Consider the following 26,852-nt stretch of genomic DNA (forward strand, 5'->3'; position numbering starts at 1 on the left):
GGCGCTCTGATTGCCTCAGAGTCGGGGAAAACATATTCCACTGGAAGGATAGAACATGCGCACACGTGCCGCCGTGGCCCTTGAGGCCGGCAAACCGCTGGAAATCATGGAAGTGAACCTTGAGGGACCGAAGGCTGGTGAGGTTCTGGTCGAGATCAAGGCGACGGGCATCTGTCACACCGATGAATTCACCCGGTCCGGCGCCGACCCCGAGGGTCTGTTCCCGGCGATCCTTGGCCACGAGGGCGCGGGCGTGGTGCTGGAGGTGGGCGAAGGCGTGACCAGCCTGAAGCCGGGCGATCATGTGATCCCGCTTTACACGCCGGAATGCCGTCAGTGCGAATACTGTCTGAACCCCAAGACCAACCTCTGTCAGGCGATCCGCTCGACGCAAGGCAAGGGGCTGATGCCGGACGGCACCTCACGGTTTTCGATGCTCGATGGCACACCGATCCTGCATTACATGGGCTGTTCGACCTTCGCCAATCACACGGTCCTGCCGGAAATCGCGCTGGCCAAGATCAACCCTGACGCGCCATTCGACAAGGTTTGTTATATCGGCTGCGGTGTCACCACTGGCATCGGTGCGGTGATCAACACCGCCAAGGTGGAGATCGGCAGCCGGGGGATTGTCTTTGGTCTGGGCGGGATCGGCCTGAACGTCATTCAGGGCCTGCGGCTGGCGGGGGCGGATCAGATCGTCGGCGTGGATCTGAACAACGACAAAAAGCCGATGGCCGAGCATTTCGGCATGACCGACTTTGTGAACCCCTCGGAGGTTGAGGGCGATCTGGTGGCGCATCTGGTCGAACTGACCAAGGGCGGCGCCGACTACACCTTTGACGCCACCGGCAACGTCAACGTGATGCGCACCGCGTTGGAAGCAGCGCACAAGGGCTGGGGCGAAAGCATCGTCATCGGCGTGGCACCGGCAGGGGCCGAGATTTCGACGCGGCCGTTCCAACTGGTCACCGGGCGGGTTTGGCGCGGTACAGCTTTCGGCGGCGCGCGGGGCCGCACCGATGTGCCCAAGATCGTCGACTGGTACATGGACGGCAAGATCGAGATCGACCCGATGATCACGCATACCCTGACGCTGGACGAGATCAACAAGGGTTTTGACCTGATGCACGCGGGTGAATCGATCCGCGCGGTTGTGGTGTTCTGAAGGCAGTTGACCGGGGCGGCGGGGTAAACCCCGCCCTACGCAAGATAGAACGCCGGTTCCGGGTGGGACCGGCGTTTTATTTTGGAATGGAAGTGCGGGTGTGCGGGTCAAACCGTCGTTGTATCCCGCTCAATTGGTGGCGGGCTGCGGCGCTATCTGTGGAACACTCACATTGAAAGGTCGTCGTCGGACAAAGAGGATCCAAACTCTTCTTTTGGCAGCAATCGGAAATGGGTTCCCGTCGTCCGGGCAGAAAGCATTCGATCACACCGAAAAGTCCTTGGACCCTTTCTGAGATGGTCAAAGGCCACGACGTACCAAATTGGATATTTCAGCAAAAGGTAATGGGGCTCGATGTGCCGCCCGGACGTTTCGCCATCCTCTCTTTTGTATCGAATCTCTAGGATTTCCTGATCGACAAAGGCCTGATGCAACGCCTGCACAACCCGGTTCGGTGGGGCGTTGGCGCTCGCCTGCACAAAAGTTGACGCGGTGACACCAATCATAATGCGGGATTTCAGGCGGTTCACCTTGTTGCGTTTTTCCGGCGAGAACGACGCCACCAATTGCCGCCGAACGGACCCAAGGCTCGCCAGAAACATGGGCGAGTTCATCTGTTCTGCGACCGCAATACTGATCAGCAGATCGACCGCCTCAGAATAAGCCAGGTTCATCCGTCCGACGCCCCAGTTTCGGTCAAGGCGCACGCCACCCCCGCGTCCGCGGTCGGCGTCAATCTGCATGCCTTGTTCCCGCATGAGCGCCAGATCCCGCGCAATGGTCCGCGCGCTGACACCGTGCTGAAGCGCCAGATCCCTGACCGTGCAATGCGCGTCCTGCTTCAGCTGCACGGCCAGCAGCTCCATCCGTCTGAGCCTGTCATGCGCATTTGTCCGTGCCATGAATCAAATGGGACACATAATGTCATATTTATCAATATGAACTTGGCGGCACCAAGCGCGAGTGAAGGCCGCCATCCGGTCTTCATCCCATCAACCCAAAGACAGCTGACCGATGCCAGACGGCACGATTTCGGTCTACAGGAGAGCCAGCGATGAAAATGAATTACGTTGTTCTTGGAACAAACGACATGGATGCCTCTGGGGCGTTTTACGACAGTCTCTTTGCGCAATTGGGCCTTCAATGTCTGACGCCATCAGACAGAATGACTTATTGGCTTGGAGAGGATTTTGCCTTTGCAACCGCGCTCCCCTTTGACACAAAACCAGCGACCAACGGCAATGGCACGATGGTCGGTTTCTGCGTTGGGGGGCCTGACGCCGTCGCGCGGTTGTATGCCCTTGCCATTGATCTTGGCGGCACCTGTGAGGGAAAGCCAAACCAGCGTGGGCCAAAGTTCTCTGCCTATGTTCGGGATCTGGACGGAAACAAGCTGTGCTTTTCTGACTAGCGATATCTGACCATAAACGTCCGCTCATATGTCGAAGGATTTTCCTTGAGCGGACGTCAGTTCGGCGGCTTCAGACATTTTCGGCGTAAAGCCGGCGTTTAGCGTCGTCGGCCACGGTCTATGCGCCACCCGGACCTTCCGCTCCCCGGCAAACCATTCTACCGTCTGGCCTGACCATCGAAGGACCGGCCATGCGCAACAAGATCCGCGAGCTTTACGTCGGCGAAAGCGATCGGGCGCACCGGTTTCGCTATGCGCTGCTGACGTTTGACATCGTCACGATCCTCTTTGTGATCATCACGTCTTTTACCCATCACGGCCCCTTTGTCGAAACGGTGGATGCGGTCTTTGGCGTCGTGATCCTGACCGAGTTCGGCGCGCGGTTTTGGATCTCGACCAACCGGCTGCGGCTGATGACGCGGATCGTGACGCTGGCCGACCTGATCGCCATCGTGTCCTTTCTTGCGCCGCTGGCCGGAGAGGGATTGGGGTTCTTGCGGGTGATGCGGACGCTGCGGCTGTTGCACACCTACCACCTGTCGCAGCAGCTAAAGCGGGACTTTCCTTACTTCCGGCGCAACGATGACGTGGTGCTGGCGGTGCTGAACCTTGGCGTCTTTATTTTTATCATGACCGGGCTGGTCTATGCGACGCAGTACACGGTGAACCCGCAAATCCAGAACTATGCCGACGCGCTTTATTTCACAGTCACCGCGCTGACGACGACGGGGTTTGGCGACATTACCTTGCAGGGGCCTTGGGGGCGGATGATCTCTGTCGTCGTGATGATTTTTGGCGTCACATTGTTCCTGCGGTTGGTGCAGGTGGTTCTGCGCCCCGACAAGGTGCGCTTTGAATGCCCGACATGCGGGTTGGTGCTGCATGATGCGGATGCGGTGCACTGCAAACATTGCGGCGAGGTGGTGCATATCAAGACGGAAGGCCAGACATGATCATTCGAGAGGCCGTGGACGCGGACCGCGCGGACATTTGGGACATGCTTGGGCCGGTGTTCCGTGCCGGTGACACCTATTCCATCGACGCGGATATCACGCGCGAGGACGCGCTGGCCTATTGGTTCGGGCCGGAACGGCAGGTCTTTGTCGCCGAAGACGGCGGCGCGTTGCTGGGCACCTACTATATCGTGCGCAACCAGAAAGGTGGCGGCAGCCACGTGTGCAATTGCGGTTATGTCACGTCAGAGGCCGCGCGCGGCAAAGGGGTGGCGCGGGCGATGCTGGCGCATTCGCTGGACATCGCACCAAAGCTTGGCTTTCGCGCGATGCAGTACAACTTTGTCGTCGCCACCAATACGCGCGCGGTCGAGACGTGGAAACGCGCCGGATTTGACGTGGTGGGACGCCTGCCCGGGGCATTCAAACACCCGAAACAGGGCTTTGTCGACGCGCTGGTGATGTACCGGGCGCTTTAGCCGTGCAGGCGGTCGATAATGCGCCGGACCAGCGCCATGTCGTCAAACACGCCGTGTAGTTCTTCGGTGATCGTGTCCACCGGTTCATTGATCTTGGCCATCTCCAGAAACGGCTTGGTGCGTGACAGCGCCAGCCAGAAATCGGTGCCTTCAAAGGCGGCGACCAGGCCCATTGTGCCTCCTTCGGCTTCTGCCGAACCAATGGCGGTCAGGTTGTCCAGAAAGGCCGGTGGCAGATACTCCAGAACACCGTCCGGGGTTTGTGCGTGTAATTCAAAGTCCTTTTCGAACTCGACATGCCCGGTTTCGATCCGGGGCATGCCACGAGTCTTGTCGGACGAAAAAAAGCTGGCCAGCTTGTTCAGGGTGCGGCCAAAATTGCGTGCGATCAGGATGCGGGTCGGCGCGGGGTGCGGCAGCGAGATCCGGAACAGCAGGCCCTGAAAGACCGTGGATTCATTGGAAGAGCTGTTGCTGTTGCTCTTCGTCCGGGTTGTCAGCTTGGCCTCGACCATCTCAAACCCGGTGCCGCGCCACGTGCCGGTCATGTGATCCTCTAGCTTTGCGTGGTCAAAGCCGCGAACCAACCCCATTTCCTTTGCCTGCGTGGCCGAAAAGCTGTTGGACGCCTTGCGGTCGTATTGCACGTCGCCCAGAAAATCACAGACCGCAGGCATCACGGTTTCCGCCACTTCGCCGGACCACTTTTTGGACTGACTGCTGCGGATCGCAAAGGCAGGGATAAGAAAGAACACCACGACGAAGATGCCAATGACGAGGTCGTTCCAGATCGCCAGCGCGCCGCCGATCAAGACGCCGATGGCCATGGTGATGCCGAAATTTCGCCAGCCAGCCTTGAGCAGTTCGGCGCGCTTTGCCTCCAGCCTGTCCAGTTTTGGGGCGACCCGTTGTGCAAAAACCTCGGCAAAGCCGGTCTCGATGGGGGATTTTTCTATGAATTGCATGGCGTTCCCAATGGCTGTCGTCTGAAATTCCTGTCAGACTGGGGCCTGAGGACACCATGCTGGCAGGTCCGTATGCCCGACACCGGGCGGACCGAAGAACGCGGAGACCCAATGGCAGATAATACACTTTTAGCCGTGCTGATCGATGCGGACAACACTTCTCCCAAATACACCAAGGCCATCTTTGATGAGATTGCGATCCTTGGCGAGGCAAGTGTCAGACGTTGCTACGGCGATTTCTCCAGCCAGCAGATGAGCGGCTGGAACAAGGTGCAGGCCGAATTCGGCATCGTGCCGCACCACTCGCCTGCCAATACGGTGGGCAAGAACGCCAGCGATATCGCGCTGGTGATCGACGCCATGGACCTGATGCACACGGGCCGGTTCGACGGATTTGTGCTGGTCAGTTCGGACAGCGATTTCACCCGGTTGGCCAGCCGTATCCGCGAGCAGGGGCTGGAGGCCTATGGTATGGGTATGCAAAAAACGCCCGATGCCTTTCGCAAGGCCTGCAAGAGGTTCATTTTCCTTGAGAACCTCGACTCTGCCCCCGAAAAGACCACGGGATCGAAGCCAGGTAAGGTGCATGATCTGACAGGGGCGCGGGATCTGATCTTCAAGGCGATGGAGTCGATCGATCAGGATGACGAATGGTATCGGCTGGGCGACATCGGTCAGGTGATCACCGCCGCGAACCCCGATTTCGACACCCGCAGCTTTGGCAAGCGCAAACTGTCGGATCTGGTGGCCGAGCTGAAGGTGTTCGAGACCAAACGCAGTTCAACGGGCAACCAGCTGTTGGTGCGGCGGGTCGACTGAGGTGCGGTGGGTTGAAAACCCACCCTACGCTCGCGTCGCTGCCGGTCAGTCGATCCAGCCTGTCACTGTCGCGATCACCGCACTGACGGTCAGGATGCTGACGGCGGTGGAGATCAGGATCGAGGCGGAGACGCGTTGCGGGGCGATGCCGTAGTGCTGGGCAAGGATAAACACGTTGCCTGCCACCGGCAGGGCGGCGGCCGAAACGGCGACGGCGGCCCGATAAGCATCGACCGGGAAGAAGACATAGACCCCAAGGCCAACGAACAGCGGATGCAGAACCAGCTTTGCAAAGCTCAGCCAAGCGGCGATCTGGATACGCTCGGCGGATTTCGACGCCAGCGATGCGCCAATGGCAAACAGCGCACCGGGGGTCGCGGCATTGCCCAGCGTGGTGAGAAAGCTGTTGGCGGCCTCGGGCACGGGCAGGCCGCTGGCAGAGACCGTGAGACCCAATCCGATAGAGACGATCATCGGGTTCTTGAGTAGTCCGGCCAACAGTTTGCGCAGGATGCCAATATGCATGCGCCCTTCGCGCGCGCCTGTCACCATCAACGTCAGCAGTGAGGAAAACACGATCAGGTCGATGGACAGGATCAGGATGATCGGCCCGACTGCCTCTTGCCCCAGCAGAAGCGCCAGCATCGGCACGCCGAGAAAGCCGGTATTGCCGATGGCGGCGCATTGCGCCTCGATCGACGCGGTGGACAGGTCCAGCCCGCGCAGAAAGGCGACCGCCATGCCCAGACCCCATGTAAAGGCGGTGCCCCAGAGATAGGCAGCGGCGAGGCGCGGCTCAAAAATCTCGTCAAAGCGCAGGTTGGCGGAAAAGCGGAACAGCATTGCCGACAGGGCAAAGTAGAAGACGAACTTCGTTAGGCTGGCGCTGGCCTCTTCGGAGAAGAATCGCGTCTTTGCCGCGCCGTAGCCCAGCGCGATCAGGCAGAAAAAGGGTACGGTCTTCAGGAAGATGTCCAGCATGGCCATGTCGTAGCATGGGCGACGGTGGCGTCAACGCCGAGCCGTCGTTGACAGCGGCCCCCTTAGGCCCGGATCATCATGCCATGACGCCGGGAACTGCCTTTTTAAAGCGCGACGAGTTTCGCAGCCTCTCGACCTGCTCTGACCTTTGGGAGCGGCGCTGGATCTGTATTGCAGGGGGGCGTGGCAGTCGCGTTTGTGTGGCGGCCGAGCGGGGGGACCTTTCTGCTGGCACTTTTAGTGATCGGGTCGCGCCAGCTGAGAACGGCGATCCTGATGCATGAGGCGGCGCACTATCTGCCGCGACTACCTGCGCTGGTGTACCAGACAGGCGTTGCGGCAGGCATGACATTGGTCAGAAGTTGTGCTCAGGTCCTCCGCGAAACCTCGTCTCGTTCGGAACGCCCCACTGCATGAGCTATAAACGCCACCAGATCATGACGGCCCCTGCAGAGCCGCGCGCCGAGTTATGGCGTCTGGCTCTGGGCCTGGTGCTGTGTATCGTGATCTGGTTCGGGCTGGCGCGGGGAATCATTGCGCTGCTGGGCAGCGTGATGGAGGGCGGTGCCTATCTGACTCTGCTGGCGGGGCTACAGACCGGCACCACACCGGGAAGCCTGCTGCTGGTGCTGCTGCTGACCGGGGCGCTGGGTGTGGGGGCGGTGATGGTGGCGCAGATGCTGCACGATCGTCGAGGTTTGAGCCTGCTGGGGCCATGGCGGTTGTTCCGGTGGGATTTCCTGCGTGTGACTGGCGCGCTGGTGGTGCTGAACGCGGCGGTTCTGGCTTTGCCGCCGTGGGATTTCCTGTCATCGACGCAGCCGGGGCTGCCGGTGAATACTTGGTTGTTGTTTTTGCCAGTGACGCTGGTGGTGGTTTTCATCCAGACCGGCGCAGAAGAAGTGTTCTTTCGCGGCTATTTCCAATCGCAACTGGCGGCGCGGGTGCGACACCCGGCGATTTGGTTGGGGTTGCCATCGCTGGCCTTTGGTCTGGGACATTACATGCCCGGCGTTTACGGCGACAATGCCCTGATGGTGGCGGGGTGGAGCGTGCTTTTCGGGTTGGCCGCAGCCGATCTGACGGCGCGGTCAGGCAGCCTGGGTGCGGCGGTGGCGCTGCATTTCGTGAACAATGTCATGGTGTTCGCGCTGGTCTCACTGGGCGGGGATATGTCGGGTCTGGCGTTACGACAACTGCCGTTCGGACCCGGCGATACAGAGGCCATCGCGGCGTTTTTGCCGCTGGATCTGGCGATGATCGGGGTTAGTTGGCTGACGGCACGGCTGGCGCTGCGGCTCTGAGCGCGCATGGGGGCGTCATGCCAGAGGCATGCTTGCGGCATGCCCGCCGCCGCCCATTGGTCGACTCCCCCGCGATATTCTCAGACAGAAGAAGCCGGGGGCGTGCGTCCTTGGTTGATTGCATTTCCAGTGCGGCTTGCCTATCTCTCGGCCATCTTGGAACTTGCGCAGGCCGCTCATGAACTGGATCACCAACTACGTCCGCCCCCGGATCAACTCGATCTTCTCACGCCGGGAGGTCCCCGAGAACCTGTGGTCCAAATGCGACGACTGCGGCACGATGCTGTTTCACCGCGAGATCAGCGATAACCTGAATGTCTGCACCAATTGCGGACATCACATGCACATCACGCCGCGTGACAGGTTTCTGGCGCTCTTTGACGGTGGGGTGTTTACCGAACTGGCCGTGCCCGAGCCGCTGGCCGACCCGCTGCATTTCCGCGATCAAAAGCGATATCCTGACCGGATGAAGACAGCGCAGAAGTCGACGCATGAGAAAGAGGCGATGCTGGTCGCCGCTGGCGAGATCGGCCGAACGCCCATCGTGGCGGCGGCGCAGGACTTCAGCTTTATGGGCGGGTCCATGGGGATGTATGTCGGCAACGCGATCATCGCCGCCGCGCAGGAGGCGGTCAAACTGGGTCGCCCGCTGGTGCTGTTTTCCGCCGCCGGGGGGGCGCGGATGCAGGAGGGCATTCTGTCCCTGATGCAGATGCCGCGCACGACCGTCGCAGTGCAGATGCTCAAAGAGGCGGGGCTGCCGTATATCGTGGTGCTGACCCATCCGACGACCGGCGGTGTGACCGCGTCCTATGCCATGTTGGGCGATGTGCAGATTGCCGAACCCAACGCGCTGATCTGTTTCGCGGGGCCCCGCGTGATCGAGCAGACGATCCGCGAAAAGCTGCCCGAAGGGTTCCAGCGGGCGGAGTATCTGCTGGAACACGGAATGCTGGACCGCGTCACCGACCGCCGCAAGATGCGTGAAGAACTGATCGTCATCACCCGGATGCTGATGCAGATGCCGCCCGCCACATGGGGCGACCTGCCGCCTCCGGGACCTGAAGAGATCAAAGCCGAGCCGAACGCGGCGCTGGACGACACCGCGAAGTGAACTTCGCCATTTCGAAGGGGTGCAGGGCATGAGCGCAGAGGCGCGCGGGTCCGACCTGCTGTTGCAACGTATGATGGCGTTGCATCCCAAGATCATCGATCTCACGCTGGACCGGGTCTGGCGTCTGCTTGAGGCGCTGGATCATCCAGAGCGCAAGCTGCCTCCGGTGATCCATCTGGCGGGAACCAATGGCAAGGGATCGACGCAGGCGATGATCCGCGCGGGGATCGAGGCGGCGGGGCTGACCTGCCACGCCTATACCTCGCCGCATCTGGCCCGGTTCCATGAGCGTATCCGGCTGGCGGGCGCGTTGATCTCCGAAGCGGCGCTGGAGGCGGTGTTGGACGAATGCGTCGTCGCCAATGGCCCCGAGTCCATTACCTATTTTGAGATAACCACCTGTGCGGCGCTGCTGGCGATGAGCCGGGTGCCAGCGGACTACGTGCTGCTGGAAACCGGACTGGGCGGGCGTCTGGACGCGACCAACGTGATGGCGCGCCCTGCGGCGACGGTGATCACACCGATCTCGATGGATCATGAACAGTACCTTGGCGATACTCTGGCGCTGATTGCGGGTGAAAAGGCGGGTATCCTGAAGCGGGGCGTGCCCTGTGTGGTCGCGCCGCAACCGGATGAGGCGATGCAGGTGATCGAGGCGCGCGCGGCGGCGCTGGGCGCGCCGTTGCTGGCGCATGGTCAGCAGTGGCATGTCTGGGAAGAGCGCGGCCGGCTCGTGTTTCAGGATGAGACCGGGCTGCTGGACCTGCCCTTGCCGGTGTTGCCCGGCGCGCACCAGTTGCAGAATGCGGGGGCCGCGCTAGCGGTGCTGCGGCATCTGGGGTTGGGGGAGCGCGCGTTTGAGGGCGCAATGACCGACGCCGACTGGCCCGCGCGGATGCAACGGCTGCGCTCTGGTCCGTTGGCAGAGGCTGCGCCGGGTGTCGAGCTGTGGTTGGATGGCGGTCACAACCCTGCCGCCGGAGAGGCGCTGACCGTGCATCTGGCGGGGCTGCCCAAACGGCCCACGCATCTGATCTGCGGTATGCTGAACACCAAGGATGCGCGCGGATTTCTGCGGCCCTTGGCGCAGGTCGCCGACAGCCTGACCGCCGTGTCCATCCCCGGTGAGGCGAATACGCTGCCCGCGTCAGAGACCGCGCGGCTGGCGCGCGAAGTGGGCCATGACGCCCACGAGGCTGACGATCTGCAGGCGGCCCTGACGGCGATTGTCGCACAGGGTCCAGAGGCGCGCGTGCTGATCTGCGGATCGCTTTACCTTGCAGGGCATGTGCTGCGTGGGCTCGTCTGACAGCCTGCGCGCCTTGGGCGCATGCCTCGGCGGGATGTTTGCGCCGGGGCTTATTGACTGATTCGCCAACTCTGCCCTATATTTCGTGGCAACGATAAGAGGCGATCGCCAGATCGGCGCCCGGAGGACGAGCAGATGTGGAATGGTCTTGTTTTGACCCTAGGCTGCGCCATGGCGTGCCTCGTCGGGGGTCCCGCGTTTGCGCAGTCCAGCCATATCACCGAAGAGCGGCCCAGTTTTTCGCTTTCACTAAACGGTCAAACGCTCAAGATCAGCCGCTCTGGCGTGGCGTGTCCGCCGCGGTGTGTCCAGCCGATGTTGGCGGCGCCGGGTGTGGGGACGGTCGGGGAATTGGAAGTTCTGGAGTTTCTTGAGGTCTTTGTCGGGGGTGGGCAGGGCCTGCTTGTCGATGCCCGTCTGCCTGACGACTATGCCGCGGCGACCCTGCCCGGTGCGGTCAACCTGCCGGCCACGACCCTTCGGTCCGACAATCCGTATCGTGACGATCTGTTGACCGCGCTTGGGGTCCGGCACGGCGATCACGCCGGGGCGTTCGATTTGGTTTTCTTCGGGGCTGGTGCAGATGACGAAGAAGCGCCCGCCGCGCTACGTCGACTGCTGGAGACCGGATATCCCGCCACGAAGTTGAAGTATTACCGGGGCGGGCTGGACAGTTGGCGCGCGCTGGGCCTGACCGTAGCCGGCGGGTTGTGAGCGATAGGGTGGTGTAATGATCAGGATGGTACTTCTGGCGTTTGGCTTTGTCGCGGTGACTGTCGCGCTTTTGGTGGTGCAACCGGGGGCTTTTCGCCGTTCGGCAGAGCGGTCCGCGCCGGACCCGGTCACGCGCGCCGAACCTGCGGCGGTTGTCGTTCCGGTTCCGCCTGGGCTGGCCGCTGAACCGGCGGATCGGGGGCTGGGTTATCCAGCGGGGCTTGCGCCCGTGACCCGCAGTGCACCGCCTGTACCCGGACGGGTCGCCGGTGCGCCTGTCAGCCTCGACGATGCGGAAATGCGCCGGATGACCTGGGACGCGCTGTCCGATCTCAATCAGGCCACCGGGCGCGACAGCGCGCCGGGTCAGCCGGGCAGTTTGTTGCATACCATTGTGCGGCGCTCGTTGAGCGGGTCGGGAACGGCCCCTGAAGCAAGGACTCCGGGGTCTGGCGTCTATGTCGTTCAGCCCGGTGACAGTCTGGTGTCCATTGCCGAGCGGATCTACGGCGACGTCAATATGACCGGGCCGCTCTTTGCTGCAAACCAGTCAGTGCTACGGCGGCCAGACGATCTGCGCCCCGGTCAAAGCCTGATTTTGCCGCAAGATTAAGGCGCTAGATCTGGGCCGGCACTTCCCAAAATTAAATATGGCTTGACGTCACCACCATATGTTGACGCACCAGCGGTGATTCGCCTATATTCAAGCAGAGCACGCGCATCTGCCACAATCACGGTGCGGCTCTTGGGGGACATTCAGCGTGACAACTTTGTGCGGCGCCATTCGACGGGCGTGCACCCTTCTGACGTGCGGGAGGTTTGCATGATCCGGCTCACCGTTCTGACTGTCGGGTTCATCGCGTCTACTGCCGCGCTGTTGTGGTCGGTCGGAGAGACGCCCCAGCCGGACCGCACCGAAGAAGTCAGCCGCGCGCGACCGGATACGCTGAGCCTGCAACCCGCGACCATACTTCTTGCGCCGTCCTCTGATACCCGCCTGTCGAAGCGCCCCGAACCGGCAAAACAAGTCGTGGCGTCGCTGACGGCTGTTTCGCGTTCGTTGCGCCCCAAAGCGCGACCGACGCGGGTCGCGACACCCGCACCAGCAGAGCCGCCGCTAAGTGCCGACGGCGACGATGTGATGAACATTCTGAGGGCGATGAGCTACGGCATTGTCGAGGAGATGAAGAAACCGGCGCAGGCAAGGACAGCGCCGGTGATCGTCTCAAAAGCGCCATCCGACCCAGTTCGCGTGCAAAAAAGCGCCCCTCAGAGCACCTTTGCCGGGCGCAGCTACACGGTACAGCCGGGGGACAGTCTGCCGGGCGTCGCCTTTCGGTTTTACGGCACGACAGTTGCATATCTTGAGATTCTAGAGGCCAATCGCGGCCTCATGGACGATCCATCGGACCTGCGCGCGGGCATGACCCTGCGCATTCCGGACCTGAATTAACACGGGCAGCAAAGCCTTAACGAGCAGCAGCATCTGGGGATCCTTCGGGGTCCCCTTTTTTTGGCTGGCCGTCCGGGGTTAGCCGGCATCGACCGCCCAGTCAGCGGCCTGCATCTCGCGCAGGCGCGAGGCGGTGCGTTCGAATTCAAAACTTCCCTCGCCCTCGACATACAGCATTTCTGGCAGGGCGGCGGCAGAGGCAATCAGTTTGACCCGCGCCTCATACAGAGTGTCGATCAGGGTGACAAAGCGCCGTGCTTCGTTGAAATTGCGGCGCGACAGTTGCGGGATATTCTCCAGGATCAGAACCCGGACGCTTTCGGCCAGTTTGAGATAGTCGGCGGGGCCCAGCATCCGCCCGCAAAGGTCAAAGAAGTCCGCGCGCGCGACGCCGTTGTGATAGCGGGGCAGTTCGACCTCGCGACCTTTGACATGCAGGATCAGGGTCTCTTCCAGCCCGTGTGTCAGTTCTTCCCAAAGGGTGTCAATCTGCGCGCGCGCCTCAGGATTGGCGGGGCTGAAATAGACCTGCGCTCCGGCAAGGCGGTCCTGCCGGTGATCGCGTTCAGAGGCCAGTTCGCGCACCACCATGCGGTCTTTCAGCAGGCCGATGAAGGGCAGGAACAACTGTCGGTTCAATCCGTCCTTGTACAGATCGTCCGGAACTCGGTTCGACGTGGTGACAACGGTGGTGCCGCCCTCGAACAGCGCTTGAAACAGGCGGCCGACAATCATGGCGTCGGCGATATCGGTGATCTGCATTTCGTCAAAAGCCAACAGGCGCACCGCATCGCTGATGTCCTTGGCGACGGGTTTGATCGGGTCTTCGGCCCCTTCGCCTCGCAGGGTGTGAATCCGACCCTGCACCTCTTGCATGAAGGCGTGAAAGTGCACCCGACGGGCGGGCACATCCAGAGTTTCCACAAAGAGATCCATCAACATGGATTTGCCGCGCCCGACGCCGCCCCAAAGGTACAGCCCCTTGGGCGCTTCAACGCTGCGCCGGAAAAAGCCGCGCTTCTGCGGCTGTGCCAGTTCGGCGCGCAGGCGCTCAAACTCGGGCAGGACGGTGGTTTGCGCCTCGTCGGGCTTGATCTTTCCGGCGGCGACACGGGATTCGTAGAGGTCGATGACGTTTGGCATGCGTTCGCATACCCAATGCGCGCGGCCTTGTGTAGTGGCGGCGTGACAGGTGTGCTTGTGCCGTCCCGGTCGGCGTGTCATTTTGCGGATCGGACAACAGGAGCGGGCGCATGGCGCAGGGCGACAACGAGGCGGCGCTGGTGGCAGAGGTCCAAGAGATGATCCTGTCGGTCAAGATGAACCGGCGTGACGGCATGTCCTTCCTCTACCTTGAAAGCAATGAACTCCTGCGCCGCTTGCCCGAACAGATCGGGCGGCTGGACTGGATGACATGGCTGGATCTGGAGGGCACGCATGTATCGGACCTTGGCCCGCTTGCCCCGCTGACGCGGCTGGAAAAGCTGGACCTGCGCGGCACGGCGGTCACGGACCTTTCCGCGCTCAAGGGCATGACCGCACTGCGGCATCTGTTTCTGGAAGGGTCGGGGGTGTCGGACCTGTCGCCGCTGGCGGGCATGGGGCGGTTGCGCGAGTTGTGGCTGAATCACACCGGGGTCACGGACCTGTCGCCGCTCAAGGACTGCATTGGCCTGCGTCAGCTGTCCTTGCGCGGCACAGAGGTCAGCGACCTGTCGCCTCTGGCCGGTCTGCCCGATCTTGCGGTATTGGACATCACCGGGACGCAGGTTGGCGATCTGACACCGCTTCTGCGCCTGCCGGCCTTTTGCGAAGGCGAGGGTGAAGTGGGGATTTCCTTTGAAAACACTCCTGCCGCCGCGCGCAGCAAGGCCCTGTCCCGGATTGCCAGCGACGAAGAAGACCCCGGCCTGCGCGCCGAGGATCTGGTGGATCACCTGACCGGCGGTGCACTGCAGGCCGGATGGCGCGGCGATGCATAAGTAAATGTGAACTGACCCATCAGCCATTCCCGTTTGACGGCTTTGGCTTGGCGCGGCAAACCTGCGCGGCGCAGTTCCGGAGTGTTTCGCCATGTCGACCCGTGCCCCCCTGTTTACGCCTGTCCTGATCGTCGGGTGTTTCATCATCATGGTGAGCTTTGCCGTCCGGGCGAGCTTTGGCGTGTTTCAGATTCCGATTGCCGAGGAATTCGGCTGGGCGCGGGCCGAGTTCAGTCTGGCGATTGCGATCCAGAACCTTGCCTGGGGCATCGGACAGCCGTTGTTCGGGGCGTTCGCCGAGAAACTGGGCGACCGGATGGCCATTGTGCTGGGCGCTTTGCTCTACGCCGTGGGTCTGGTGATGTCGGGCCTTTCGGTGGACCCGTTTTCCATGCAGGCTTGGGAAGTTCTGGTGGGCTTCGGCATCGCGGGCACCGGCTTTGGCGTGATCTTGGCCGTGGTCGGGCGCGCGTCGAGCGCCGAGAACAGGTCCATGTCGCTGGCCATCGCTACGGCGGCGGGCAGCGCGGGTCAGGTCATCGGCGCACCGGTGGCAGAAGCACTGCTGTCAACGATGAGCTGGCAGTATGTCTTTTTCATCTTTGCCGGGGCGATCCTTGCGATGCTGGTCACCTTGCCGTTGATGCGCGCGCCTGTCGCGTCCAAGATCGAGATCGAGGAGAGCATGGGGGTTATCCTTGGCCGTGCGTTCCGCGACCCGTCATTTTCGCTGATCTTCATCGGTTTCTTTTCCTGCGGCTATCAGCTTGCCTTCATCACCGCGCATTTCCCGGCTTTCGTAACCGAGATGTGCGGCCCTATCGCGGCGGGGGGCATCCTGCATTCCATCGGGGTGACGACGACCTCGGCCCTCGGGGCGGTGTCGATAGCTTTGATCGGGCTGTTCAATATCGTCGGGACGTTGACGGCGGGTTGGTTGGGGTCGCGGTTCACCAAGAAATACCTGCTGGCAGGGATCTACACGGCGCGGACTCTGGCGGCGGCTGCCTTTATCCTGATGCCGATCACACCGACCAGCGTGTTGGTCTTTTCGGCGGTGATGGGCTCGCTATGGCTGGCCACGGTGCCGCTGACCTCGGGGTTGGTCGCGCATCTGTACGGGTTGCGTTACATGGGCACGCTCTATGGCGTGGTGTTCCTGAGCCATCAGATCGGCGGCTTTCTGGGCGTCTGGCTGGGCGGCCGGTTGTATGACGTGTCCGGGGATTATTCGTTTGTGTGGTGGATTGGCGTGGGGGTCGGCGCGCTGAGCGCGCTGGTGCATCTGCCGATCCGTGAGAACCGCTCGCCGGTGGTTGCCGTTCCGGCGTAAAGGGGGCGTCATGCCCCAGGCATGCTTTCAGCATGACCTCCGTCTCCCTGCGGTCGACCCCCCCGCGATATTTCTGGACAGAAGAAACCGGGCGCGTCTTCAGGCGGTTAATGCGCGCGCAAGGTCCGCTGTGTGGGTATAGGGAAGGCCGTGGCCCGCCCCGGCTATGACCTCTTGGCGGGCATTGCGGCTCCATTGCGCAAGCGTGCCCATGGCGCGGATCGGAATGACCTTGTCGTCGCGTGCCCAGATGGCGGTAACCGGCAGGCCCGTGGCGGCGATCCGGCGGTGATCTTCCTCTAGCGGGGTGCGCAGTTGGCCCCGCAGGGAGGACAGAACAGAGCGGACAAAACCGCGCCGGTCCAGTTGCGCGGCTTGCCGGTCGCCGATGTTGTCGACCGAAGAGGGCAGGGCACGTTCGGACGCGATCCCGCTGCGGAACTGGTTCGGATACCCCATGTGGAAGGCCCAGTCGCCCAAGATAGGCACGTCTACCGTGAAGCGAGCCAAGGGCCCAAGGTCATGGCCCATACCCGCAGGTGCGATCAGAATCAGGCGATGGGTGCGGTCCGGGTTTGCGGCGGCAAAGCTGGTGGCGATTGCGCCGCCCATGGAATAGCCGATCAGGGTGACGGGCACGTCGATGCCCTCATGATCCAGCAGGTCCGACAGTTGCCGGGTGAAAAAGGCAGGCGATTGCAGGCCGCGCGGGGCGTCGGAATAGCCGCGCCCGTAGAGGTCATAACTCAGGACTTGCACGCCGCTGTTGATCAGATGTGGGGTCAGCCCCTCCCACACGAAGGACGGGGTGGTGAGCCCGTGGATGCAGACGACGACGGGGGCATCCTGTGGTCCATGCCATTGAAAATGGGTGCGACCCTGCGAAAGGTCGGCGAGCTCGCCGGGGGCGGCGGCGCGCAGGTCTTTAATGGATTTGCGGCGGATTTCGCGATAGGCGGGCAATGCGGCTGCGCCGAGGGCGACAAGGGTCAGCGCGCTGCCTAGCAGGCTCATGCCCCTTGCCAGGCGTCGAGGATATAGCGCGCGCACATCAGATCCAGATGCGCGCCGCCGCCGTTCTTGAACAGGGTGATCTCGTCCTCGCTGGTGCGGCGCATGGCATCGGGCGTGTAGTAGTCAGCCAGTACGTCGGATTGCGTGATGACGCCGTCGGCCAGCGGGATTTTCAGCTCTCCGATATGGCCCAAGGTGGTGTCGTAGCTGTCCACGAAAAGGCGGGCGCGGGTCAGGGCAGTATCGTCCGCCTCGCGCATGTCGGGGCGGTACGCGCCGATCAGGTCGATGTGCTGGCCGGGTTGGAACCAGTCGCCCTTGAGGAGCGGATCAGTCGACATGGTAGCGGAGGTGACGATATCGGCGGCGCGCACAGCGGATTCGAGATCCTCCGCCCAGTCGATGCCATGTAGCTCGGCAAAGGCGCGGGCCTTGTCGGGCGTGCGGTTCCAGACGGTGAATTTGGCATCGGGGAAGCCTGCCGCATAGGCCGCGTGCAGCGCGGTGCCGACAGTTCCAGCGCCGACAATCAGGATGTGTTTGCTGTCGGGGCGGGCCAGCTTCAACGCCGCACAAAGGCTATCGCCGGCTGTCTTCCACTTGGTCACAAGGTGGAAATCCACCACCGCTGCAAGGCTGCCGTCCGTATCGTCGAACAGGTTCACCGCGCCACCGATCATCGGCTTGCCCTTGGCCGGATTGCCCGGAAAGACCGTGGCCGCCTTGACCGCCAGCCCCAACCCGTCGATCCATGCAGACCGGTTCAGCAGCGTGTCCTTGCCCCGATAGAGGAACACATCGGCAATTTCGGCCTTGGGCAACTGGTGCCCCACATCAAAGGCGCGGCAGAGCGCCAGCCAGTCGAGGTTCTTTTCGCCCTCCTCAAAGGGAATGAAGGTGGTCATACCGCTTGCTCCTCGGTCAGCAGTCCCTCGTCCACCAGCCGCCGCGCCCAGCCGTCCGCGCCGGTGAAATGATGCGTGTGCCAGCCGCGCGCCTCGGCGGCCTTGATGTTGTCCAGACGGTCATCGGCAAAGATCAGCGCCTCACCGGGGAGGTTCAGTTGCTCTTCGACCATTTCGTAGATGCGGGCCTCTGGCTTGATGACGCCCATGTGGCCGCTGACAAAGGTGTGGTCGAATTCGTTGAGAAAGTCATAGGCCGGGGTGGCGATGGCCCAAGTGCCGATGCCAAAGTTGGTCAGCGCATGGACCGGCGTGCCTTGCGCCCTCAACGCGCGCAGTAGTCGGACAGAGCGGGGGATCGCCGGTTTCGCCATCTCCAGCCAGTCGTCGTGCCAGAGGCGGATTTCCTCTGCCCATTCCGGCGTCTTGTCGGCCCAGTCATAGATCGTTTGCTTGAAATCGCCGCCCCGGTCGATGATGTCGTTCATGCCGTGCAGGTCAAGCTGGGCAAACATGGCGCGGCGGCGGTCCTCGCCGACCTTGGCGTCGTAATAGCGTTCCGGTTGCCATTCGATCAACACGTTACCGATGTCAAAGATCACCGCCTTTATGGTCATACCGTCTTTCCTGCCTGCCTGAGGGTCCGTTCCAGCGCGTCGAGAAAACGGCTGCGGTCGGCCTTTGTAAACCCCTTGCCAGAGCCTTGGCGAAAGGGGTCAGCAGCGCGCAGGTCGGACATCAGATCGCGCATGGCCAGTTGCTGGCCGATGTTTGCCTCTGTCAGCGCGCTGCCGTCATGGCGCAGCACCAGCGCACCCGCCGCCACGCATTTTGCGGCCAGCGGGATGTCGGCGGTGATGACCACGTCCCCCTTGCCCGCGCGGTCTGCGATCCACATGTCGGCCACGTCTGGCCCGTCCGGGACGATCTGCAACGTCACCAGCGGGTTGCGTGGTGGGCGCAAGCCACCATTGGCGACAAGGATCATCGGCACCTTGTGCCGGGTGGCGACGGTTTCGGCCTCGGCTTTGACCGGGCAGGCGTCGGCATCAATGAAGAGGGTCATTGCGGCACGCGCCCCGGGCGTGGCCCGGAGCCTATCGGGTTAAGGTCCCGGCGCAGGGCCAGGACGGGGTCACGCATGAAGCGCCTCGGCGTGAAAGGCCACGTGGTCCTCGATGAAGGTCGAGACGAAGAAGTAGCTGTGATCATAGCCTTTTTGCATCCGGAACACGCCGTCCTGACGGCGGGCGGCCATGGCCTCTGACAGTGCCTCAGGCTTGAGCAGGTCAAGGAACTGGTCGCTGCCGCCTTGGTCGATCAGCACCGGCCCGTCAAAGCCCTTTTCGCGCATCAGCAGAGTTGCGTCATGTGCGGCCCATGCAGACTCGTCCGCACCCAGATAAGCGCCCAGTTGTTTGCGGCCCCAGTCGCTGGTGGTCGGGTGCGCGATGGGCGCAAAGGCCGACACAGAGGCAAAGCGTCCCGGCAAGTTCATCGCCAGAGTCAGCGCGCCGTGGCCCCCCATGGAATGGCCGGTGATCGCTTGTCGGTCCATGTCGAGTGCAAAGTGTTCACCAACCAGCGCGGGCAGTTCATCGGCTATGTAGTCCCACATCCGGAAATGCGGTTTCCACGGGTCCTGTGTGGCGTTGACGTAGAACCCGGCGCCTTTGCCCAGATCATAAGCCTCATCATCGGCCACGTCCTCGCCGCGCGGCGAGGTGTCGGGGAAGATCAGCGCAATGCCCTGTTCGGCGGCCCAGCCCTGTGCGCCCGCTTTGACCATCGCGTTTTCATGGGTGCAGGTCAGGCCCGACAGATACCACAGCACTGGCACCGGCACGTAAGATGCCTCTTCGGGCAGGAAGAGGCCAAAAGTCATGTCGCAGGCGCAGGCTTGCGATGCATGGGTGTACACGCCTTGCGTCCCGCCAAAGCAGCTATTCTCGGATACGGTCTTCATCAATTCTCCCCAGCGCGCCCGCCGGGGCGCTTGTCATGCGCCGTAACGTGCCATGAAGGTGTCGACAGCGCCATCCACAACCCGCGCGATTTCCGCGTCAGTAAAGCTGGTCTGGATACCGAACAGCGCCTTGGGCCAGAGATCGGCCTTGCACAATTCAGCGAACTGATCCGCCGCAAGGTCGATGTCGTTTATCCGCAACTCTTCGCGGTCGCGGGCGGCTGACAGATAGTCGGTCATCACCCGGCGCATGATCATCGGACCGCTTTGGTAGAACTGGCGGCCCAGGTCTGGAAAGCGTTCGGATTCGGACAGGCAGATCTTGAAGATGCGTTGCCCCATCTCGGAGTAGAGAAAGCTCAGAAACTTGCGTCCGGCCTGCGACAGAACCTCGCGCGGGGGGCGTGACATATCTATGGACAGCACGGCCTCATCGGCTTGCCGTCCGCATTGCGCGCTGGCGACCTCGATGAACAGCAGACGCTTGTCCGGGAAGTAGCTGTAGAGCGTCGCCTTGGAGACACCCGCCTCGCGGGCAATCTCATCGACGCTGGCCCCCTCAAACCCGTCACGCAGGAAAATGTTGCGCGCGCCGTCGATGACCTGGTCGAATTTGCGTCCCTTGCGGACGGTCGCCTGTGTGGACATTTCAGCCCTCCCCTTACCGGGCAGTTATAAACCGCCCGGTTCAGTTTGGGCAAGAAATGCGCAGCGTCATGTACAAGGACGCAGGGTTGCGCAGCCTTGGGTGGATGTGTCCGGTTGCGAAGGCGGGGTGGGGAAAGTGAGGTCCGGCAAAAAGACCGGGCCGACATCGGCAAGCGCCGGTCCGGCGATCAGGGCGCAGGCGGTGACGAGAGGCAGAAGAGTGCGGATCATGTTATGCTCCATCAGATTAATGAACTGAACCGTTCAGTTTGAAATTGGGCGATGATAGGCAGGAATGCAAGACCGGTTCGTGCACCTGCGGCAGAATGAACAAGTTCGGGAATACGGGCTTGAGGTTTTGCGGTGGCCACATAGTTTGGAACCATTCTAAAGAGGGATGTGACCATGCTGTATATGGGAAGTCGTCGCCGGTTCCGGGACCTGAGTGAACAAGAGGTTCTGGCGCTGGCGATCTCGTCAGAAGAGGACGATGCTCGCATTTATCGCGGCTATGCCGAGCGCCTGAGGGCGGAGTATCCCGACACCGCAAAAATCTTTGAAGGCATGGCGGGCGAAGAGGACGGCCACCGGCGCGCGTTGATCGACCTGCACCGGACCCGTTTCGGCGAGGTCATACCGCTGATCCGCCGCGAGCATGTGGCGGGCTTCTATGCCCGCCGCCCTGTCTGGCTGGCCGAGACCCTCTCGTTGGACCGTATCCGCGAAGAAGCCGAGAACATGGAGCGCGAGGCCGAACGGTTCTATCACATGGCGGCGCAGAACGCGCAGGATGCAGATACGCGCAAGCTGTTAGGCGATCTTGCGGCGATGGAGGCGCGGCATCAGGATGCCGCGCACAAGCTGGAAGAGAAGCATCTGGGTGAGGAGGCCCGCGCCGGTGAGGATGACCGCGCCAAGCGGCAGTTCCTGCTGACATGGGTGCAGCCGGGGCTGGCGGGATTGATGGACGGTTCGGTGTCGACCCTTGCGCCAATCTTTGCCACCGCCTTTGCCACGCATGACCCCTGGACCACGTTTCTGGTCGGGCTTGCCGCCTCTGTCGGGGCGGGTATTTCCATGGGTTTCACCGAAGCGGCATCGGACGATGGCGAATTGTCGGGGCGCGGCTCTCCCTTCAAGCGCGGGATTGCCGCGGGAGTGATGACGACGGTGGGCGGATTGGGGCACGCACTGCCCTATCTAATCCCGCATTTCTGGACTGCGACGACCATCGCGCTGATCATTGTGTTTATCGAGCTTTGGGCCATTGCATGGATCCAGAACAAGTTCATGGAAACCCCGTTCCTGCGCGCGGCCTTTCAGGTGGTTCTGGGCGGCGCACTCGTCTTTGCCGCGGGCGCGTTGATCGGATCCGGGTGACGGTGGGCGCCGCTCGTTGCGGGGCGGGTGCCTGCGGGGAGGGAAAATGGGTGTTTCGGCAGAGAAGACGTTTCAAGGCGCGCCTTGCCACTTCTTTTGATGATATCGAAAACGGCTGAACCGCCAAGCCTGATACGCTGGTATACCATGTCGCGCTTGGCGCTTGTGCAGGTTATGCCGCTTCGCTATTCCAAGGAAAAGCCATTCTGCGGGAGGAGCTAATCCGATGCTCAAGCGTCCATTCGACAAGTCAAAACTGCCCAGCCGACACGTGACAGAGGGGCCGGCGCGCGCGCCGCACCGGTCCTATTACTACGCGATGGGCATGACAGAGGATGAGATCCACCAGCCGCTGATCGGCGTGGCGACCTGCTGGAACGAGGCCGCGCCTTGCAACATCTCGCTGAACCGGCAGGCGCAGGCGGTCAAACTGGGCGTCAAAGAAGCCTCTGGCACACCTCGCGAATTTACCACCATCACCGTGACCGACGGGATCGCCATGGGACATGAGGGCATGCGCTCTTCGCTGGCATCACGTGAGGCGATTGCCGACACGGTCGAACTGACCATGCGTGGCCATTGCTATGATGCCATCGTCGGACTGGCGGGCTGCGACAAGTCGCTGCCGGGGATGATGATGGCGATGGTGCGCCTGAACACGCCGTCGGTCTTCATCTACGGTGGTTCGATCATGCCGGGCCGGTTCAATGGCAAAGACGTGACCGTTCAGGACGTGTTCGAGGCCGTGGGCCGCCATCAGGCAGGAGCCAATTCGGACGAGGAACTGGCTGCGCTGGAAAAGGTTGCCTGCCCGTCGGCCGGTGCCTGTGGCGGTCAATTCACCGCGAACACCATGGCCTGCGTCTCTGAGGCGATTGGCCTTGCTCTGATGAACTCATCCGGCGCGCCCGCGCCTTATGAAAGCCGTGATCAATACGCGACCGCCTCTGGTATCGCGGTGATGAACCTGCTGGAAAAGAACATCCGCGCGCGGGACGTCGTGACGCTGAAAAGCCTTGAGAACGCGGCGCGCGTTGTGGCCTGTACCGGCGGATCGACCAACGCCGGTCTGCACCTGCCTGCCATCGCCCATGAGGCCGGTCTGGAATTCCTCCTTGAGGATGTCTGCGACATCTTTAAAGACACGCCCTATTTCGTCGACCTCAAGCCCGGCGGCCAATACGTGGCCAAGGACCTGTATGAGGCAGGGGGCGTGCCGGTCGTGATGAAGGAACTGCGCAAGGCAGGACTGATCCACGAGGATTGCATGACCGCCTCGGGCCGTGCCATCGGCGAAGAACTGGACATGATCGAACGCGAGGCGGACGGCAAGGTCATCTATCCCATCGAAACGCCGATCACCAAGACAGGCGGCGTTGTCGGCCTGAAGGGCAACCTTGCCCCGCAGGGGGCCATCGTCAAGGTCGCGGGTATGAGCGCCGAGGAACAGGTCTTTACCGGCCCCGCGCGCGTTTTTGAATGTGAAGAAGACGCCTTTGAGGCGGTCAAAGCACGCTCTTACAAAGAGGGCGAGGTTCTGGTGATCCGCAACGAAGGCCCCGCAGGCGGTCCCGGCATGCGTGAAATGCTGGCGACCACCGCAGCACTGTCCGGTCAGGGCATGGGAAAGAAGGTGGCTTTGATCACCGACGGTCGTTTCTCTGGCGCGACTCGTGGTTTTTGCGTCGGTCACGTCGGCCCTGAGGCTGCGGCCTGTGGTCCGATTGCCCTTCTGCAGGATGGCGATGTGATCACCATCGACGCGGTCAACGGCGATATCTCGGTCGACCTCAGCGATGAGGAAATGGCCAAACGCAAAGAAGCATGGGCTGGTCCAAAAGACACGATCTATGCCTCGGGCGCGCTTTGGAAATATGCGCAGCTGGTTGGCGAGACATACAAAGGTGCCGTGACCCATCCGGGTGGGGCCGAGGAAAAGCACGTCTACGCGGACCTCTGACCTGTGTCGGCGGTGCGCAATCTTCTGTGCGCCGTTGGCGTGCTACTGGTTTCGGGATGTCTGGCCGGAGCGCCTGTATCGAACCCCGACGGGGCCGAAACCGAGGCCCGCGAAGGGCTGACGGCGTTTTTCGCGCGCAGCGGCCCTTCTGGCGGGCCGCGCAAACCGCCGCTGGCCCGAGTCAGTCTGGCGGGGGGCGATGTCGTCGTCGCGGGGCCGGACGGCTACTGTGTTGATCCCTCGACCCGGCGCACGGCGCCGGAACGGGGGTTCGCGCTTATCGCGTCCTGTCATATCCTGAGCGGCGGCAAGGCGGGGCGGCCCGTGGTGCCGATGCTGGTCACGGTCACCGTGGGGCCGCGCGGCGACAGCGCCGACTTGCCGACGCCCAAGGCGCTGGCGCAGGCCGCAAATGCGAAACTGCTGACGGGCAAGACCTCGTCCGACCGTGTGGCGGCGCATTTGGCCAGCGGTGGCGACGCGATGTTTGACGGCAGCGATCCGCGCTATTGGCGGGCCGCCTTTTTGCAGGGCGACCGGCTGGTCGGACTGGCGCTGTATGCGCCGCGCGGCAGCGCCTTGGCCGGTGATCAGGGCGCGGCGATGATCACGCGGGTCAAGGACCGGATTGCCCAGTTGAGCGCCTCCAGCCCGCAGCGCCGCGTGACACCGGCGCAGAAACCGACCGGCGGATTGCTTGGTCGTTTATTCAATCGTCAGGACTTGCCACAATAGTTTCCATACTGGAAATTATCCCTCGGGTTCGGTGAGCCAAAGGCGCTACACCGGAGACGGGCAAAACGGTCATGGGAGCAGGTGTGCAGGACTGGTTGGGCAAAGCGGCCTATGCGGCAGGGTTGCGGCGATGGGCGCGTGCCGCGCGCGACGCGCCGAATACAGAGCTGACCGAATTACGTCATCAGCGTACGCAGGCGCGGCGGCTAAAGACGCGGCTGGATGAGTTGATCCATCACGCTGACGCGCGGCTTGCGCTGCCGATGATTGGCAACCAGTCCTTTCCAAAACCTGAAGACGCGGACTGGGCTTGGCGACCGGAACTCTGGAGCGGCACGCTGCCGGTCAAGGGGATTGTCGGTGTGCAGAGCAAGGCGCAACTGGGGCGTGAGGCGACGTTGTATCACGATTGCCAGAGGACCGAATTGACACTGCGCCAGATCCGCAACACGCGCGCTGCTGATCTTGCAGCCTTTGGGCTCAAGCTGGATGTCTTTGGGTTCACCGGTTCTTACCTGTCGCTGGCGGTGGACCTGCCCGAAAGCTCGGTCGAGGGATTGACGCGTCAGCATCTTATCCGGGTCGAGACCATCGTCGAATCCGAAGAACCGTTGGAGATTTTTGCCCGTCTGAACGTCAAACACGGGCCCAATACGGAACAGGTGGTACGGGAATTGCCACTGCACGAAGAGACAGTGCAGGTGGAATTCGACCTTGCCTATACGCGGCTCAACGAAAAGCGGGTCGAAAAGATGTGGCTGGACCTGATTTTTGAGGGGCCGCGCATGAATCAGGTGATCCTGCGCGACCTGACCTTCAGTCGTCGCAGGCGGGCCGCGTTGTGACGCGCGGGAAAGGATCAGAATGAGCGGTTACACACTGACCAAGACCCACTTTCGCGATGGCGTCTGGGAAGGGCTCCTGGTTGCCGAGCCGGGCAATGACCGCCCGCCCGAAGTGGTGGCCAGCTTCGAGGAGCGACCGGTGCATGGCGTCGTTGTCGCCGACACGGCCGATAAGAACCGCTGGGTGGTAGAGGTGCCAGTGCCGGTTGAGGCCGTCGGAGACGGCGTGCGGACGGTTCTGATCCGCGATGCCCGCGACGAAGAGGTTCTGGACAGCTTTACGGTGATCGCGGGCGAGGCGCTGGACGAAGACATCCGCGCCGATGTGGCGCTGCTGCGGGCCGAACTGGACCTGCTCAAGCGCGCGTTTCGCAAGCATTGCCGCGAGACCACCTAAAGGCGCGGCAAACCCGGCAAAGACCCTAGGGGGCCGATTGACCTTTGCCGCCTGCGGGGCCACAGTCGCGCCATCCCCGAAGGAGCCCTCATGTCCCCGCTGCGTGGTATTGCGCTGAAGCTGACCTCTGTCGTTTTGTTCACCGTCATGGCGTCGCTTATCAAGGCAAGCTCGGCGCATGTGCCGACCGGCGAGGCGGTGTTTTTCCGGTCGTTTTTTGCGATGCCGGTGATCGTTGCATGGCTGGCGATGCGCGGGGACCTCAAGACCGGGTTAAAGGCGCAAAACCCGATGTTGCACATCTGGCGCGGACTGATCGGGGTGACGGCGATGGGCTGCGGGTTTGCGGCTCTTGGCCTGTTGCCTCTGCCAGAGGTGACGGCGATCGGGTTTGCCGCGCCGATGATGACGGTTTTGCTGGCGGCCATGCTGCTAGGGGAACGGCTGCGGCTTTTTCGGTTGTCGGCGGTCGGGCTGGGCCTGATGGGCGTGGTGATCGTGCTTTGGCCGCGCCTGTCGCTGGACGAATTGGGCGGCTCGGCGACGCTGGGCGTGGCCCTTGTGCTGACCTCGGCGGTGATGCGCGCGATGGCGCAGATCCAGATCCGCAAGATGGTGGCGGTCGAGGAAACCTCGGCCATCGTGTTCTACTTTTCGCTGACGGCGACGGTGTTTTCGCTGGCGACGATCCCGTTCGGCTGGGACTGGCCCGCGCCGGAGGTGGTGCTGATGCTGGTGGCGGCGGGGCTGATCGGCGGTATTGCGCAGATCTTCCTGACCTCGGCCTACAGGTTCGCCGGGGCGGCCGTGGTGGCGCCGTTTGACTATGCCTCGATCCTGTTGGCGATCCTGTTTGGCTACTGGTTCTTTGACGAAGTACCGACAGCCATGGTGCTGATCGGGTCGATTATCGTGGTGGCCGCTGGCGGGATCATCATCTGGCGCGAAAGACAGCTTGGCCTGCAACGTGGCAAGGCGCGGCCCAATATGACGCCGCAGGGCTGAGGCCCACCGTTT

The 26,852-nt window shown here is 62.3% G+C and carries 30 protein-coding genes; 19 read left to right on the forward strand and 11 right to left on the reverse strand.

Going from position 1 to position 26,852, the window contains the following annotated elements; translation table 11 throughout:
* The first annotated feature begins 55 nt into the window (after positions 1–55).
* Positions 56–1,168, forward strand: coding sequence for an S-(hydroxymethyl)glutathione dehydrogenase/class III alcohol dehydrogenase (locus VOI21_RS04885; RefSeq protein ID WP_323768242.1), 1,113 nt, complete (start codon positions 56–58; stop codon positions 1,166–1,168).
* A 167-nt stretch (positions 1,169–1,335) separates the two neighbouring features.
* Here VOI21_RS04885 and VOI21_RS04890 read toward each other — a convergent pair whose 3' ends face one another.
* A complete protein-coding gene (locus tag VOI21_RS04890; protein WP_323768244.1) occupies positions 1,336–2,034 on the reverse strand; it encodes a helix-turn-helix transcriptional regulator in 699 nt (232 codons plus the stop codon).
* Positions 2,035–2,222: 188 nt separating this feature from the next.
* Between VOI21_RS04890 and VOI21_RS04895 the strand changes: the two genes are divergently transcribed.
* From VOI21_RS04895 to VOI21_RS04905, 3 genes are all read left to right on the forward strand, one after another.
* Positions 2,223–2,579, forward strand: a complete 357-nt coding sequence (locus tag VOI21_RS04895; protein ID WP_323768246.1) for a VOC family protein — start codon at positions 2,223–2,225, stop codon at positions 2,577–2,579.
* Between the two features lie 191 nt (positions 2,580–2,770).
* Entirely contained in the window at positions 2,771–3,532 is a 762-nt protein-coding gene (locus tag VOI21_RS04900) for an ion channel (protein WP_323768248.1), read from the forward strand.
* Positions 3,529–4,011, forward strand: coding sequence for a GNAT family N-acetyltransferase (locus tag VOI21_RS04905; RefSeq protein WP_323768250.1), 483 nt, complete (start codon positions 3,529–3,531; stop codon positions 4,009–4,011). The genes VOI21_RS04900 and VOI21_RS04905 overlap by 4 nt, the downstream gene beginning before the upstream one ends.
* On the opposite strand, the gene VOI21_RS04910 is transcribed toward VOI21_RS04905, so the two are convergent.
* Entirely contained in the window at positions 4,008–4,976 is a 969-nt protein-coding gene (locus VOI21_RS04910; RefSeq protein ID WP_323768252.1) for a DUF3137 domain-containing protein, read from the reverse strand. The two genes, VOI21_RS04905 and VOI21_RS04910, sit on opposite strands and share 4 nt — an antisense overlap.
* Before the next feature lie 111 nt (positions 4,977–5,087).
* Here VOI21_RS04910 and VOI21_RS04915 point away from each other — a divergent pair, with 111 nt between their 5' ends.
* Positions 5,088–5,795, forward strand: a complete 708-nt coding sequence (locus tag VOI21_RS04915; RefSeq protein ID WP_323768254.1) for an NYN domain-containing protein — start codon at positions 5,088–5,090, stop codon at positions 5,793–5,795.
* Between the two features lie 45 nt (positions 5,796–5,840).
* On the opposite strand, the gene VOI21_RS04920 is transcribed toward VOI21_RS04915, so the two are convergent.
* A complete protein-coding gene (locus tag VOI21_RS04920; protein WP_323768256.1) occupies positions 5,841–6,776 on the reverse strand; it encodes an AEC family transporter in 936 nt (311 codons plus the stop codon).
* A gap of 413 nt (positions 6,777–7,189) precedes the next feature.
* Between VOI21_RS04920 and VOI21_RS04925 the strand changes: the two genes are divergently transcribed.
* From VOI21_RS04925 to VOI21_RS04950, 6 genes are all read left to right on the forward strand, one after another.
* Entirely contained in the window at positions 7,190–8,080 is an 891-nt protein-coding gene (locus tag VOI21_RS04925) for a type II CAAX endopeptidase family protein (protein WP_323768258.1), read from the forward strand.
* Between the two features lie 178 nt (positions 8,081–8,258).
* Entirely contained in the window at positions 8,259–9,194 is a 936-nt protein-coding gene (accD, locus tag VOI21_RS04930; RefSeq protein WP_323768260.1) for an acetyl-CoA carboxylase, carboxyltransferase subunit beta, read from the forward strand.
* A 28-nt stretch (positions 9,195–9,222) separates the two neighbouring features.
* Positions 9,223–10,503, forward strand: coding sequence for a folylpolyglutamate synthase/dihydrofolate synthase family protein (locus VOI21_RS04935; RefSeq protein WP_323768262.1), 1,281 nt, complete (start codon positions 9,223–9,225; stop codon positions 10,501–10,503).
* Between the two features lie 315 nt (positions 10,504–10,818).
* Positions 10,819–11,217, forward strand: coding sequence for a rhodanese-like domain-containing protein (locus VOI21_RS04940; RefSeq protein ID WP_323768264.1), 399 nt, complete (start codon positions 10,819–10,821; stop codon positions 11,215–11,217).
* A 16-nt stretch (positions 11,218–11,233) separates the two neighbouring features.
* Positions 11,234–11,830, forward strand: a complete 597-nt coding sequence (locus VOI21_RS04945; protein ID WP_323768266.1) for a LysM peptidoglycan-binding domain-containing protein — start codon at positions 11,234–11,236, stop codon at positions 11,828–11,830.
* A 210-nt stretch (positions 11,831–12,040) separates the two neighbouring features.
* Positions 12,041–12,670, forward strand: a complete 630-nt coding sequence (locus VOI21_RS04950; RefSeq protein WP_323768268.1) for a LysM peptidoglycan-binding domain-containing protein — start codon at positions 12,041–12,043, stop codon at positions 12,668–12,670.
* Between the two features lie 78 nt (positions 12,671–12,748).
* Here the strand turns inward: VOI21_RS04950 and zapE are convergent, their stop codons facing one another.
* Complete coding sequence (gene zapE / locus VOI21_RS04955) at positions 12,749–13,813, reverse strand: cell division protein ZapE (RefSeq protein WP_323768270.1); 1,065 nt, start codon at positions 13,811–13,813, stop codon at positions 12,749–12,751.
* A 110-nt stretch (positions 13,814–13,923) separates the two neighbouring features.
* Here zapE and VOI21_RS04960 point away from each other — a divergent pair, with 110 nt between their 5' ends.
* The gene (locus tag VOI21_RS04960; RefSeq protein WP_323768272.1) at positions 13,924–14,652 is read left to right on the forward strand and encodes a leucine-rich repeat domain-containing protein; all 729 of its coding nucleotides are present in this window, start codon (positions 13,924–13,926) and stop codon (positions 14,650–14,652) included.
* A 91-nt stretch (positions 14,653–14,743) separates the two neighbouring features.
* The gene (locus VOI21_RS04965; RefSeq protein ID WP_323768274.1) at positions 14,744–15,985 is read left to right on the forward strand and encodes an MFS transporter; all 1,242 of its coding nucleotides are present in this window, start codon (positions 14,744–14,746) and stop codon (positions 15,983–15,985) included.
* A gap of 99 nt (positions 15,986–16,084) precedes the next feature.
* Here the strand turns inward: VOI21_RS04965 and VOI21_RS04970 are convergent, their stop codons facing one another.
* The 7 genes from VOI21_RS04970 to VOI21_RS05000 form a co-directional block, all read right to left on the reverse strand.
* Complete coding sequence (locus VOI21_RS04970; RefSeq protein ID WP_323768276.1) at positions 16,085–16,999, reverse strand: alpha/beta hydrolase; 915 nt, start codon at positions 16,997–16,999, stop codon at positions 16,085–16,087.
* Entirely contained in the window at positions 16,996–17,904 is a 909-nt protein-coding gene (locus tag VOI21_RS04975; protein ID WP_323768277.1) for an ornithine cyclodeaminase family protein, read from the reverse strand. The genes VOI21_RS04970 and VOI21_RS04975 overlap by 4 nt, the downstream gene beginning before the upstream one ends.
* Positions 17,901–18,521, reverse strand: coding sequence for an HAD family phosphatase (locus VOI21_RS04980; protein ID WP_323768279.1), 621 nt, complete (start codon positions 18,519–18,521; stop codon positions 17,901–17,903). The genes VOI21_RS04975 and VOI21_RS04980 overlap by 4 nt, the downstream gene beginning before the upstream one ends.
* Positions 18,518–18,970 (reverse strand): YaiI/YqxD family protein, encoded by a 453-nt coding sequence (locus tag VOI21_RS04985; protein ID WP_323768281.1) that lies wholly within the window; start codon positions 18,968–18,970, stop codon positions 18,518–18,520. Before VOI21_RS04985 ends, VOI21_RS04980 begins: the two co-directional genes overlap by 4 nt.
* Positions 18,971–19,039: 69 nt before the next feature.
* A complete protein-coding gene (gene fghA, locus VOI21_RS04990) occupies positions 19,040–19,870 on the reverse strand; it encodes an S-formylglutathione hydrolase (protein WP_323768283.1) in 831 nt (276 codons plus the stop codon).
* Positions 19,871–19,903: 33 nt separating this feature from the next.
* The gene (locus VOI21_RS04995; protein ID WP_323768285.1) at positions 19,904–20,518 is read right to left on the reverse strand and encodes a TetR/AcrR family transcriptional regulator; all 615 of its coding nucleotides are present in this window, start codon (positions 20,516–20,518) and stop codon (positions 19,904–19,906) included.
* Between the two features lie 66 nt (positions 20,519–20,584).
* Complete coding sequence (locus VOI21_RS05000) at positions 20,585–20,749, reverse strand: hypothetical protein (protein ID WP_323768287.1); 165 nt, start codon at positions 20,747–20,749, stop codon at positions 20,585–20,587.
* A gap of 174 nt (positions 20,750–20,923) precedes the next feature.
* On the opposite strand from VOI21_RS05000, the gene mbfA reads away from it, so the two are divergent.
* The 6 genes from mbfA to VOI21_RS05030 all read left to right on the forward strand — a co-directional run bounded on the left by mbfA (position 20,924) and on the right by VOI21_RS05030 (position 26,840).
* The gene (gene mbfA / locus VOI21_RS05005; protein ID WP_323768289.1) at positions 20,924–21,898 is read left to right on the forward strand and encodes an iron exporter MbfA; all 975 of its coding nucleotides are present in this window, start codon (positions 20,924–20,926) and stop codon (positions 21,896–21,898) included.
* A 226-nt stretch (positions 21,899–22,124) separates the two neighbouring features.
* A complete protein-coding gene (ilvD, locus tag VOI21_RS05010; protein ID WP_323768291.1) occupies positions 22,125–23,858 on the forward strand; it encodes a dihydroxy-acid dehydratase in 1,734 nt (577 codons plus the stop codon).
* Between the two features lie 12 nt (positions 23,859–23,870).
* A complete protein-coding gene (locus tag VOI21_RS05015; RefSeq protein WP_323768293.1) occupies positions 23,871–24,593 on the forward strand; it encodes a dihydroxy-acid dehydratase in 723 nt (240 codons plus the stop codon).
* 71 nt (positions 24,594–24,664) lie between these two features.
* The gene (locus tag VOI21_RS05020; protein WP_323768295.1) at positions 24,665–25,438 is read left to right on the forward strand and encodes a DUF6478 family protein; all 774 of its coding nucleotides are present in this window, start codon (positions 24,665–24,667) and stop codon (positions 25,436–25,438) included.
* Positions 25,439–25,457: 19 nt separating this feature from the next.
* The gene (locus VOI21_RS05025) at positions 25,458–25,835 is read left to right on the forward strand and encodes a hypothetical protein (protein WP_323768297.1); all 378 of its coding nucleotides are present in this window, start codon (positions 25,458–25,460) and stop codon (positions 25,833–25,835) included.
* Positions 25,836–25,925: 90 nt separating this feature from the next.
* Positions 25,926–26,840: a DMT family transporter gene (locus VOI21_RS05030; protein WP_323768299.1), complete on the forward strand. Its 915-nt coding sequence runs from the start codon at positions 25,926–25,928 to the stop codon at positions 26,838–26,840.
* Positions 26,841–26,852 lie beyond the last annotated feature (12 nt).

It is taken from the genome of Antarctobacter sp., from assembly GCF_034670325.1.
In the GTDB taxonomy this organism is placed as follows: Bacteria; Pseudomonadota; Alphaproteobacteria; order Rhodobacterales; family Rhodobacteraceae; genus Antarctobacter.